Below are 11,560 nucleotides of genomic sequence, written 5' to 3' on the forward strand. Positions count from 1 at the left end.
GCCGGCGTCGACGCAGCGGTTGCCCAGTTCGGTTGCCGACGTGGGCGGTGAATTGAGCAGGTCGATACCGAGTTTCACCGCATATTCGCCGTAAGGGTTGATGTGCACAAGACCATTACATCACGATGGACGCATGCACACCGAACACACCACACACACCTGGACCACCCACTCCACCCACGACACGAGCGAGGGACTCGTCGGATATCAGGGGTTCACATGCGGCGCCCAGCGCATCGTGACCGTTCCCACGCACACCTTCGCCCCAGTCGCCGAAGTTGCGTACCGGGCCTGATCGGTCGCCGCCCTCACCGACGAACGAAACGGCCGATGCATTCGACGTGGCTGGTCGAAGGAAAGGCGTCGAACGCGCGCATGTCGACCAGTTCGTATCCCGCAGCTCGATACAAGCTCACATCCCGTGCGAACGAGGCCGGATCACATCCGATGTGCACCACCGAACGCGGAGACCTGACGGCGAGGGCGTCGATCACGTCCCGTCCGGCACCCGCCCGAGGTGGATCGAGCACCGCAACCGCTACCGGCTCGGTCAACGTCTCGAACGACCGCTCGACCCGACCCGGCACGAACGAGACCTGCGGTAGATCCTGCAGCGCCGAACGGCCGTCCTCGGCGGCGCGACGGGAGAATTCGACGCTGGTGACTCGGCCGCTCGGACCCACCCGATCGGCCAGCGCGGCGGCGAACACACCGACACCGCCGTACAGATCCCACGCACCGTCACCGGCTGTGGCGTCCGCCCAGTCGCCCACCACATCGGTGTACACCTGCGGCGCGCCGCGGTGGGCCTGCCAGAATCCGGTGGCGTCGAGGGTCCACGCCCTGTTCGAGACTTGTTCGGTGACCCGACCCGATCCGATCACGGCCTTCTCCGGCCGGGACCGCGACGACGCAGCCCGACGCGCGGCCGCGCCACGACGCCCCGGCGATCGGCGTCCGGTGGGCGAGAGCTGCGCGGGCGCGATCTCCACCACGTGCCGCTCACCTTCCCCGTCGAGCACCACCTGCAGCTCGGCACCCGGCCGCCATTGCTGATCCGCGAGACCCTCGAAGGCCGCGGAATCCATTTGCGGACACGTCAGTTCGGTGACGATCGAGCTACTGCGATAGCGGTGATAGCCGGGCCGTCCGCCGGAATCGACGGCGAGTCGCACACGGGTTCGCCACCCGGTGCCGTCGCCGGACCCCGGTAGCTCCTCGACGTGCACCTCACGCTCGATTCCGGCGACGCGGCGAAGTTGTTCGGCGACGACGAAGGACTTCAGTCGCCGTCCGGCATCGGCACTCGCGTGGGAGTAATCGCAACAGCCCGAGCCGCCGGGTCCGGAGATGGGACAGCGCGCGTCCACCCGGTCCGGAGAGGCAGACAGAATCTCCACGGCATCGGCGCGACAGAACGATCCGCCCCGGTCCTCGGTCACCTTGGCCAGGACCCGTTCACCGGGCAATCCGTGACGCACGAACATCACCCGGCCGTCGTGGCGGGCCACACAGAACCCGCCGTGCCCTGGCGCGCCCAATTCGACCTCGAGCAGGAGCCCGAACCAACTCTCGCTCACTTGCCGGCCGGAGGCTCGTAGCCGCGACGCGACGCACCGGGCGCATTGCCGAGCACCTCACGCTTGGCCTTCTCGGACGACCGAAGCTGCCACGGCACGCTGGTGACCATCACGCCAGGCTGGAACAGCAGTCGGGATTTCAGTCGCAGCGCGCTCTGATTGTGCAGAACCTGCTCCCACCAGTGACCGACCACGTACTCGGGAATGAAGACCGTGACGACGTCCCGAGGCGAATCGCGGCGAACTCGCTTGACGTAATCGAGAACCGGTTTGGTGACCTCTCGGTACGGCGACTCGACGACCTTGAGCGGCACCGTGACGTCACTCGCCTCCCACTCCCTGACCAGCGCGCGCGTGTCGGCTTCGTCGACGTTGACGGTCACCGCCTCGAGTGTGTCGGGCCTGGTCGCCCTGGCGTACGCCAACGCGCGCAGGGTCGGCATGTGCAGCTTCGAGACCAACACGATCGAGTGCGTCCGGCTGGGCAGCACTCCGTCCCATTCCTCGTTCTCGAGTTCACGGGCCACGGTGTCGTAGTGCTTTCTGATCATGCGCATCAGGACGAAGATCGCCACCATCGCCACGATCGCGATCCACGCACCGGCGGCGAACTTGGTTATCAACACGATGACCAGCACCGTTCCGGTCATGCCGAGACCGACCCCGTTGACCACCCGCGAGCGCTGCATGCGCCGGCGTTGCTCGGGATCGGTCTCGGTGGCCAACAGCCGCGTCCAGTGCCGAACCATGCCGGTCTGACTGAGGGTGAACGAGACGAACACACCGACGATGTAGAGCTGAATGAGTTTGGTGACCTCGGCGCCGAACACGACGACGAAGGCGATCGCGGCACCGGACAGGAAGAGGATGCCGTTGCTGAAGGCCAAGCGGTCACCGCGAGTGTGCAGCTGGCGCGGCAGATACCGATCCTGTGCCAGCACCGAACCGAGCACCGGGAATCCGTTGAACGCAGTGTTGGCAGCAAGAACGAGGATGAGGGCCGTGACGGTGGTGATGAAGAAGAACCCGATGGGGAATCCGCTGAAGACCGCCTCCGCCAACTGCGCGATGAGCGTCTTCTGTTGGTAGCCCTCCGGCGCTCCGACGAGTTGGTATTCGGGATCCATCGCGTATTTGATGCCGATCTTCTGCGCGAGCAGGATGATGCCCATCAGCAGTGTGATCCCGATGACTCCGAGCAGCAGCAGCGTCGTCGCGGCATTGCGCGACTTCGGCTTCTCGAATGCCGGTACCCCGTTGCTGATCGCCTCCACCCCGGTCAGTGCCGCACAACCGGACGAGAACGCTCGCGCGATGAGGAATGCGAACGCGATGCCGTACAGGTGCGAATCCTCGGCCCGCAGATCGAAGGCTGCCGATTCGGCATGGATGTCGTCGCCGAGAACGTAGACCCGGAACAGGCCCCACCCCAGCATCAGGACCATGCCACCCATGAAGGCGTACGTCGGGATGGCGAACGCAGTTCCGGACTCCCGGATGCCACGAAGATTGACGGAGGTGACCAGGACGATGGCCACGACAGCGAACAGCACCTTGTGCTGGGCCACGAACGGCACCGCAGACCCGATGTTCGACGCGGCCGCCGAGATGGACACGGCCACGGTCAACACGTAGTCGACCAGCAGTGCGCTGCCGACCGTCAATCCGGCTGCGGGGCCAAGGTTGGTGGTCGCGACCTCGTAGTCGCCACCACCGGAGGGATAGGCATGCACGTTCTGTCGGTAGCTGGCCACGACGACGGCCATCACCACGCAGACGGCGAGACCGATCCACGGGGTGAACGCGACTGCCGAGATGCCCGCGACAGACAGCACCAGAAAGATCTCCTCGGGTGCATACGCAACCGACGACATGGCGTCCGAGGCGAACACCGGCAACGCGATCCGCTTGGGAAGCAACGTATGACCGAGCTTGTCGCTGCGGAACGGCTTACCGAGCACTAGCCGCTTGGCGGCAGTCGAGACCTTGGACACGCACAGAAGCGTAGGCCGTCCTCCTACGGTCGTCTCAACCACGCGCCCGAAACTGCGTCGGAGCGCACCCTCGATCCGTACGGTGGCCGATCCCCCGATACGTTGGTGCACGCCTGCCGGTCATGGCAGTGTCGGTCGGCAGTGGTCGACCATCGAGATCGGGACGGAGCTGGGCGTTGTACGTAGTTGTGATGGGATGTGGCCGCGTCGGCGCATCGCTGGCCGGGGCGCTCGAACGCATCGGACACGAGGTAGCGATCATCGACCGCGACGAAACAGCCTTTCTGCGTCTGGACCCCGACTTCGCCGGCCATCGCGTCGTCGGCATGGGGTTCGACCGAGATGTGTTGGTGAGCGCTGGAATCGAGAAGGCCGAGGCCTTCGCGGCCGTGTCGTCCGGCGACAACTCCAACATCATCTCCGCCCGCGTCGCACGAGAGACGTTCGGCGTCGACAAAGTGGTCGCGAGGATCTACGACGCCAAGCGCGCCGCCGTCTACGAACGCCTCGGCATCCCGACCGTCGCCACCGTCCCCTGGGCCACCGATCGTTTTCTGCACAACCTGCTGCGCGACGACCCCACCACCAAGTGGCGCGATCCGTCGGGCAGCGTCGCCGTCGTCCTGCTCGACTTCCACGACGCCTGGATCGGCAAGAAGCTCTCGGTACTCGAGGAAGCCACCAACTCGCGGGCCGCGTTCGTCATCCGTTTCGGCAGCGGACTGCTACCGGACAAACGAACCGTGATCCAAGCCGGTGACGAGGTGTACGTCGCCGCTGTCTCGGGAACCGTCGCCGAAGCCATTGCACTGGCGGGCAATCCGCCGCCCTCGGACGACTGATGCACGCGCGCACATTCCCCACCTCCCCCATCGACCCGAACGGGAAGCCATGAAAGTCGCTATCGCCGGAGCCGGCGCAGTCGGCCGATCCATCGCACGCGAGTTGATCCGCAGCGAACACGATGTGATGCTCCTCGAACGCAAACTCGACCACGTCGATCAGGCCGCCATCCCGGAAGCGGAATGGGTGCTGGCCGACGCGTGCGAGTTGAGTCTGCTCGAAGCCGCCCACCTCGAGAATTACGACGTGGTGATCGCTGCCACCGGTGACGACAAGGCGAACCTGGTGCTCAGCCTGCTGGCCAAGACCGAGTTCGGCGTCAATCGCGTGGTGGCCCGGGTCAACGATCCACGCAACGAATGGCTGTTCGATGCCGCCTGGGGAGTCGACGTCGCAGTCTCGACGCCGCGAATGCTCGCGTCCCTGGTCGAAGAAGCCGTGTCGGTAGGCGACCTCGTCCACCTGATGACGTTCCGCAAGGGTCAGGCGAACCTCGTCGAGATCACGCTGCCGGAGAACACCCCCCTGGCCGGCAAGCCGGTCCGCAAGCTCCAATTGCCCAGGGACGCAGCGTTGGTGACGATTCTGCGCGGCGGTCGAGTGATCGTTCCACAGCACGACGATCCGCTCGAGGGCGGCGACGAGCTGCTGTTCGTCGCGGCCAAAGAGGTGGAGAACGAACTACGCTCCGCTGTCGGCCTGATCTGACGACAGCCGATCCCGACTGCGGTCCGCGCTCGACGCAGCGTCGAGCGCGCGATCGGCAGCACGCACGGCCCAGAGCGTGACCAACAGCGCCACCCCTGTCAGCGGCCAGCCCATGCCGATGCGGGCAACGGCGAGCCAGCCCGTCTGGTCGGAGTCGTAGAGCTGCGACTGAACGATGTATCGAGCGCCGAACACCGATGCCCAGGCGATGGTGGCCACGTCGTAGTAGCGCACAGCCGACCGGTGGCCACGCCACGACGTTCCCTTGCCGTTGAGGTATCCCCAGATAATGCCGACCAACGGCCAGCGCGCGAGCACCGACAACACGAAAGCCGCACCGTAGGCGAGCGAAGTGTAGATGCCGAACAGGAAGTAGCCCTTGGCATCTCCCGTCCGGTATGCGATGAACGCGCAGATCCCGACTCCGAAGAATCCCGAGATGGCGGGTTGAATGGGGCTGCGACGAACCAACCGCCACACCAACACCGCGGCGGCAACTCCCAGAGCGGACCAGAGGGCGACCGACAGGTTGACGTAGCTGTTCACAGGAACGAAGACGACGACGGGCAAGGTGGAGTAGACGAGCCCGCTCAGACCGCCGAGCTGTTCGAGGACGGTGGGAGCCACCTTCTCGACGCGGTCCGTGTTCGACGCGTCGGTTGTGAGTTCCGGCGTGTTCGATGTCGGCGTGGGCGGCACGGAATCGTCACTGTTGGTCACGACAACGAGAGTGCCATACCGGCGACGATCAGCTGTCGTCGCGCAGTTCGTAATAGGGGTTGTAGACGATCTTGCGTCCGTCGCGTTCGCCGACACGTCCGCGCACGAGCAGAGTCTTGCCGGGTTCGATACCGGCGATCTTGCGGCGCCCGATCCAGAGCAGCGTCACCGTGTCGGTGCCGTCGAAGAACTCGGCTTCGATGTTCGCATTGGCCGCCTTCGAACAGGCTTCGACGCTGCGCAACCGACCGAGCATGGTCACTTCCTCGCCTCGCAAGCAGTCGCACGCTCGCCGAGCCCCGGAGGCTTCGGAGGTTTCGGCCATCTCCTCGGCATCGAGTTGATCGATGTCCTCTGTCAACTTCCGCGTCAGGCGGCGAAAGTATCCTGCGGCAGCGGGTGCCATTGTGCGCTCCAGCGGTGGGGGTCGTTCCCTCGTCAGGGTGGGTACTTCGCCACTGTAGACCCCAAGTGTCACGCTGACCAACCGCCGCTACGGAGGTGTCGGAAGGCGTGCACAATCGTGTCGTGCACAGCCGATTCGACACCCGCACTGCGATCGTTCTACCGGGAACGGGGTCCGATGCCCGGTTCGCCGCCGACGCGTTCTCGGCCGCATTCGAGAGTGTGGGATTGACCACCATCGCGGTCGAACCCGACCCGGCCGCGGTGGTCGAGAGCTACCTGACCGCCCTCGACGACGCCGCGCACCGACACGGACGCGTCGTGATCGCGGGGATATCCCTCGGGGCCGCGGTAGCGGTTCGCTGGGCCGCGGCCAACGCATCGAACACTGCGGCTGTTGCACTCGCGCTCCCGGCGTGGACCGGAGACCCGGCCGGCTCCCCCGCGGCCCTGAGCGCGGAGTTCACCGCTCGATCCCTGCGTGAACAGGGGCTCGACACCGTCACCGCGGCAATGGCCGCGTCGAGCCCGCCGTGGCTCGCGCGCACGCTGCGGAGGTCATGGGCTGCCCAGTGGCCCGCGCTTCCGGACGCGCTGGACGAGGCGGCTCGGCACCGCAGCCCCGAACTCCACGAGCTCGCTCGGCTGGAGCTGCCTGCCGTCGTCGTGGGCGCAGTGGACGACGCGGTCCATCCGATCGAGGTGGCTCGACAGTGGGCGCGGGCGCTACCGAACTGCGCGCTGCGTACCGTGACCCTGGACGACATCGGACGCGACCCGGGATGCCTCGGCCGAGCGGCGGTCGACGGTCTCGACGGTCCGCAGGCTCAGCCGCCCAGCTGCTGAATCGCCGATCCCGACGCGCCCCGACGCGGCGCGCGGTCACGCTCGGCGGCGGTCGGCTGCGGCGTCGAATCCTGCTGCGGCACAACAGGTTCTGCGGTGGGTACCGCGGCCTGGGGCTGCGCGGCCTGTTGCGCAGCGTTCTGCTGAGCTGCCGCCTGCTGCTGCGCGGCTGCAGCAAGTTGCTCGGCCAGTACCTGCGGCAACACCACCGGCAACGGGGTCCGAACGGGATGCGGCTCGGTACCCCGATCCACCACGGTCTGCCGAAGGATCGTGTGCGCCAGCCGCACGAGCGGTTGGCCCTCGCCCACCGCACCCGACGGACCCGCCAGCACGCAGCGGACCATCCAGCGATAGCCGTCGACTCCGATGAAGCGCAGGTCGGCGTTGGCCGTGACACCGAGGAGTTCGCGTCCCCACGGACCCGTCTCGACTGTCGTCTCGGCCTTGTCGTTGCGCAGAGACGACGCCAGATCGGCTGCCACTTCGCGCCACTGACCGGGCGATTTGGGTGCCGCGTAGGCAGCGATGGTGATGCGCCCGAACTGCGTCACGATGTGCACTGCCTGCGGGCTACCGGCCTGCGACATCTCGACCTGGAGTTGACCGCCCTCCGGCAGCGGAATCAGCACCGAGCCGAGGTCGAGTCGCGTCTTGGCGACGGTCTCGCGATCGTCGTCGAGGTCCTCGAGATCGTGGGGCCCGTCTGCGGTCGTGTCCGCGGCCTCGACACCGTCGTCTTCGTCTTCGACGCTGTCGACGAATGGCTCCGCACCGGGCGCGGAGGCACTGCCGGCGTCGTTCTTCTTACGCCGTCCGAACATGTTCAGCTCTCTTCTTCTCGGTTGCTTCCACTGTGCCTGCCACCGATGAACGTCGTGGCGGAACTCACTGCTTCAGACTCGCATGGCCGCCGGTCGAACCGTGACCACCGGCCCCTCGAACGGTGTCGTCCAACTCGTCCACCTCGACGAACGTCACCAACTCGACTCGCTGCACGATCAGTTGGGCGACGCGGTCGCCGCGCTCGAGTTCGATCGGAGTGTGCAGGTCGTGGTTGATCAGACAGACCTTGATCTCCCCGCGGTAGCCGGCATCGATGGTGCCCGGGGTGTTGACCACCGACAGGCCCGACTTCGCCGCCAACCCCGATCGCGGATGCACCAGCCCGACGGTTCCCAACGGGAGAGCGATCGCGATTCCGGTCCCCACCAGGACGCGTTCGCCCGGTGCGATGGTCACCGGAGCCGTGATTCGCAGATCCACGCCCGCATCACCGTCGTGCGCACGCGTCGGCACCGGAAGCTCGGGATCGAGTCGGCGTACCAGGACCTCGGACACCGGATCGGAAGGCAGGCACGGGATGGTGGGTCGATCGACGGATGGTTCGCTGCCGGACTCGGTGACTTCGTCGCTCACGTCGTACGAGACTACGCTGGCCGGCTTCCGTCTCGGTGTGGCGACTACCCTGGGACTCGTGACTGCAGATCGACAGGCCGAACACGCGTCGGAGTCCGGCGACTCCACTCCCCACACGGGTTCCTCAGCACCCGCGAACTCCGTGCTGTACTCGGAGCGACTCTGGGTGCCGATCTGGTGGTGGGCGGCGGGTGCGGCCGTGGCGGTCTTGCTGGCTGCGGAGATCCACATGGGTGCGCCGGGCATCAGGGCCTGGCTGCCCTATGTCGTGTTGCTCCCACTGATCGCGTGGGCGTTGTTCGCCTTCAGCAGGCTGCGCGTCGAGGTGGGCACCGGAGCGACCGGCACCGAGTTACGCGTCGGGTCTGCTCATCTGCCACTCGATGTGGCATCGAAGGCCGCGATCGTTCCCGCGACAGCAAAAAGTGCGGCGCTGGGAAGGCAACTCGATCCACTGGCCTTCGTGCAGCACCGCACCTGGGTGAAGCAGATGGTGATCGTGGTCCTCGACGACCCGGACGATCCGACGCCCTACTGGCTAGTCAGTACCAAGCGCCCCGAAGAGCTGCTGGCAGTCCTGACCGCGCACGGCGTCGAAGCGCGCTGATTCACCCGTCGATCGACGGTCGGAACCGTCGACACAGACCTGACCCGCTGGATCAGGTCTGTGTGGAAAAGGTCACGCCGCGCAGTCGCGGCACATCAGTACACCGTTGGCGTCGCTGGCCAGCCGGCTGCGGTGATGGACCAGGAAGCAGCTCGAGCAGGTGAACTCGTCGGCCTGCTTGGGAACGACCCGAACCGACAGCTCCTCGCCGGACAGATCTGCACCCGGAAGCTCGAACGACTCCGCGGTGTCGGATTCGTCCACGTCCACCACGGCGGACTGAGCCTCGTTGCGTCGGGCCTTCAGTTCTTCCAGCGAGTCCTCCGACACATCGTCGGATTCTGTTCTTCTCGGTGCGTCGTAGTCGGTTGCCATTGTCTTCGTACCCCTCATCTTCGTGCGTGTGTGTGGTGAAAGCTGCCGATGTGGTCGGCTTGTGGCCGTCGGCTGTGAAGAGGGCGCTTGCTCGCTCCCACCGATGTTCGTATCTGTTCAAACCGTTCGTCGTCGCGCGGTGCCCGAAACTACACCGGGTAGTTCCCAGAACTCGCCGGTTGAAACCCGATCGAGACCTCGCTCACCTGATCGATCGTGCACCGGTGTCCGATTCTTGAAGCACCGCGGCCGCCAGACAATAGCCGAAGCCGGTCGCAAAGCAGAAACCGAATCGCCGACTGGTCCTTCACCTGGCTGCACGCCGCAACAACACCGGGATGGGCGGCTTCATTCCTTGCATCGCAGAACACTTCTCGCCCCCGGTTTCGGGCTCCGAATCGGGCGTCGCGCACGGGATCGGAGTAGGTGCCGGCCGAGTGTGCCGCCCCCACCGACCGCGGGCATCTACAGTAGGCACCGCGTCGGTGTGAACCGACTCTGTGGACCGGTCTCGGCAACTGCCGACGGAAAGGCGAAGATCACCGTGGTTTCTCTGATCACCGAAGGCCATTCGGTCGACGGTCGAGGTCGTCCGTTCCGTCGACGCCGCGCGTTTCCGATGATCGCGGTCTTCGCCGTGCTGGCCCTGCTCGGAGTGCTCGTGTGGGTCAAGGTGTTCACCACCTCCGAAGCCGCCTCCGCAACGGCCGAATGCAACGTGCCCACCACCACCGCCGCGACGGACGGGACGCAGCCGGCACCTCTCGGCGAAGAAGTGGACCCGACGACACTGCTCGACGTCGAGCCTGCGGCCCTGTCCGCATCGAAAGTGCGCGTCTTCAACGCGAACGGTGAGCGCGGACAGGCAGCTCTCGTCGCCGCCCAGCTCATCGATTACGGTTTCGCCAGCGCACCGGACGTCCAGGTCGGCAACGATCCGGTCTACGTCGATCAGAACATGCAGTGCCAGGGCCAGATTCGGTTCGGCCCGGCCGGCCTGGCGGCGGCCAGTGCCGTGTCACTGGTCGCGCCGTGCGCCGAACTGATTCAGGATGCCCGCGCCGACGACTCGGTCGATCTGGCTCTCGGTACCTACTTCAGCGAGATCCAGCCCAACGACGACGCCGAGGAAGTGTTGCGCACGCTCGCCGGTACCGCACCCGGTGCCGCCCCTGCGCCACTCGACGCCGATCTGCTCTCGGCAGCACGCGAATCGCGCTGCTGACCGACCGGCGGCGCGTCAGCCGGGTATCGGATCGAGTGCACCCGCGCTGCGCAGTACCGCCAGGAAGGCGTTCGAGACCCCTGGGGCAGCGGCCACCGTCACCGCACCCTGAGCGCTGGTGCTGTCGGCAGCAGGCAGCCTGACCGTCGCGCCAGCCTCGGCTGCGATCAGCCCACCCGCCGCCCAATCCCACGGACTGAGCCCGTGCTCGAAGTGTGCGTCGACAACTCCGGACGCGACCATGCACAGATCGAGCGCAGCCGAACCGATCCGGCGGATGTCACGCACCTGAGGCAGCAGTTCGGAAATGATCGCGCCCTGCACCGCGCGACGACCGGATCCGTAGCCGAATCCGGTGGCCAACAACGTCATCGACACATCGGTGACACCCGAACAGTGCAGCTGCTCCTGGGTACCGTCGGCTCGCTCCACCGTCGCCCCGCGCCCAAGAGCGGCCGAGTAGACGAGCTCGCGGGCGACGTCGACCACGGCCCCCGCAACACTGACACCGTCGATCTGAACCGCGACCGACACCGCGTACGCCGGAATTCCGTACATGAAATTCACGGTTCCGTCGATCGGGTCGAGCACCCACCGCACGCCGTCGAGCGAGTCGTTCTCGCTGCCTTCCTCCTCGCCGAGAACGGCATCCTGCGGCCGAAGCCGCGCCAGCAGCTCGCGGAGGACGCTCTCGGTTTCGGTGTCCACGATCGTCACCGGATCGGTCGGCGTGCTCTTCGACTGCACCGCGCCGTCACCTTCGATCGGTTCGCCGCCGAAGACCTCCGGGCGGCGTCGCCTGACGTGCTCGGCGGCTCGCGTCGCGACCCGTACGGCG

At 66.3% G+C, this 11,560-nt stretch carries 13 protein-coding genes; 5 read left to right on the forward strand and 8 right to left on the reverse strand.

All coding sequences use genetic code 11. From position 1 onward, the window contains the following. Positions 1-308: 308 nt before the first annotated feature. Together A2J02_RS13420 and A2J02_RS13425 are read right to left on the reverse strand one after the other, a co-directional pair. A complete protein-coding gene (locus A2J02_RS13420; RefSeq protein ID WP_068050634.1) occupies positions 309-1,580 on the reverse strand; it encodes a class I SAM-dependent RNA methyltransferase in 1,272 nt (423 codons plus the stop codon). Beyond that, positions 1,577-3,574 carry an APC family permease gene (locus tag A2J02_RS13425; RefSeq protein ID WP_068050635.1) on the reverse strand — a complete coding sequence of 666 codons (1,998 nt, stop codon included), beginning with the start codon at positions 3,572-3,574 and terminating at the stop codon, positions 1,577-1,579. Before A2J02_RS13425 ends, A2J02_RS13420 begins: the two co-directional genes overlap by 4 nt. 176 nt (positions 3,575-3,750) lie before the next feature. On the opposite strand from A2J02_RS13425, the gene A2J02_RS13430 reads away from it, so the two are divergent. Both A2J02_RS13430 and A2J02_RS13435 read left to right on the forward strand, forming a co-directional pair. After that, on the forward strand, positions 3,751-4,416 hold the full coding sequence (locus A2J02_RS13430) for a potassium channel family protein (RefSeq protein WP_037190085.1): 666 nt from the start codon (positions 3,751-3,753) through the stop codon (positions 4,414-4,416). 49 nt (positions 4,417-4,465) lie between these two features. Beyond that, a complete protein-coding gene (locus A2J02_RS13435) occupies positions 4,466-5,125 on the forward strand; it encodes a potassium channel family protein (RefSeq protein WP_068050636.1) in 660 nt (219 codons plus the stop codon). Here the strand turns inward: A2J02_RS13435 and A2J02_RS13440 are convergent. Both A2J02_RS13440 and A2J02_RS13445 read right to left on the reverse strand, forming a co-directional pair. Further along, positions 5,099-5,752 carry a DUF3159 domain-containing protein gene (locus tag A2J02_RS13440; protein WP_068050641.1) on the reverse strand — a complete coding sequence of 218 codons (654 nt, stop codon included), beginning with the start codon at positions 5,750-5,752 and terminating at the stop codon, positions 5,099-5,101. The two genes, A2J02_RS13435 and A2J02_RS13440, sit on opposite strands and share 27 nt — an antisense overlap. Before the next feature lie 121 nt (positions 5,753-5,873). Then, positions 5,874-6,251 carry an OB-fold nucleic acid binding domain-containing protein gene (locus A2J02_RS13445; RefSeq protein ID WP_068050637.1) on the reverse strand — a complete coding sequence of 126 codons (378 nt, stop codon included), beginning with the start codon at positions 6,249-6,251 and terminating at the stop codon, positions 5,874-5,876. A 122-nt stretch (positions 6,252-6,373) separates the two neighbouring features. Between A2J02_RS13445 and A2J02_RS13450 the strand changes: the two genes are divergently transcribed. Then, positions 6,374-7,096, forward strand: coding sequence for an alpha/beta fold hydrolase (locus A2J02_RS13450; RefSeq protein ID WP_068050642.1), 723 nt, complete (start codon positions 6,374-6,376; stop codon positions 7,094-7,096). Here the strand turns inward: A2J02_RS13450 and A2J02_RS13455 are convergent. Next, the gene (locus A2J02_RS13455; protein ID WP_068050638.1) at positions 7,078-7,920 is read right to left on the reverse strand and encodes a DUF3710 domain-containing protein; all 843 of its coding nucleotides are present in this window, start codon (positions 7,918-7,920) and stop codon (positions 7,078-7,080) included. The two genes, A2J02_RS13450 and A2J02_RS13455, sit on opposite strands and share 19 nt — an antisense overlap. A 64-nt stretch (positions 7,921-7,984) precedes the next feature. Then, complete coding sequence (gene dut, locus A2J02_RS13460) at positions 7,985-8,437, reverse strand: dUTP diphosphatase (RefSeq protein WP_094642394.1); 453 nt, start codon at positions 8,435-8,437, stop codon at positions 7,985-7,987. A gap of 220 nt (positions 8,438-8,657) precedes the next feature. Here dut and A2J02_RS13465 point away from each other — a divergent pair, with 220 nt between their 5' ends. After that, the gene (locus A2J02_RS13465; RefSeq protein ID WP_068050644.1) at positions 8,658-9,122 is read left to right on the forward strand and encodes a DUF3093 domain-containing protein; all 465 of its coding nucleotides are present in this window, start codon (positions 8,658-8,660) and stop codon (positions 9,120-9,122) included. A gap of 72 nt (positions 9,123-9,194) precedes the next feature. Here the strand turns inward: A2J02_RS13465 and A2J02_RS13470 are convergent, their stop codons facing one another. Further along, complete coding sequence (locus A2J02_RS13470; protein ID WP_027496891.1) at positions 9,195-9,497, reverse strand: DUF4193 domain-containing protein; 303 nt, start codon at positions 9,495-9,497, stop codon at positions 9,195-9,197. A gap of 544 nt (positions 9,498-10,041) precedes the next feature. Here A2J02_RS13470 and cei point away from each other — a divergent pair. After that, positions 10,042-10,722 carry an envelope integrity protein Cei gene (gene cei, locus A2J02_RS13480; protein WP_068050645.1) on the forward strand — a complete coding sequence of 227 codons (681 nt, stop codon included), beginning with the start codon at positions 10,042-10,044 and terminating at the stop codon, positions 10,720-10,722. Between the two features lie 15 nt (positions 10,723-10,737). Here the strand turns inward: cei and A2J02_RS13485 are convergent. After that, the coding region (locus tag A2J02_RS13485) for an inositol monophosphatase family protein (RefSeq protein ID WP_068050640.1) at positions 10,738-11,560 on the reverse strand (823 nt) is incomplete at its 5' end.

Source organism: Rhodococcus sp. EPR-147, assembly GCF_001647185.1.
GTDB lineage: Bacteria > Actinomycetota > Actinomycetes > Mycobacteriales > Mycobacteriaceae > Rhodococcoides.

Excerpts from the sequence above, each read along its gene's own strand:
- A2J02_RS13435 (WP_068050636.1), top strand. The coding sequence starts at position 4,466 with ATGAAAGTCGCTATCGCCGGAGCCGGCGCAGTCGGCCGATCCATCGCA.
- A2J02_RS13455 (WP_068050638.1), bottom strand. The coding sequence starts at position 7,920 with ATGTTCGGACGGCGTAAGAAGAACGACGCCGGCAGTGCCTCCGCGCCC.
- A2J02_RS13470 (WP_027496891.1), bottom strand. The coding sequence starts at position 9,497 with ATGGCAACCGACTACGACGCACCGAGAAGAACAGAATCCGACGATGTG.
- A2J02_RS13445 (WP_068050637.1), bottom strand. The coding sequence starts at position 6,251 with ATGGCACCCGCTGCCGCAGGATACTTTCGCCGCCTGACGCGGAAGTTG.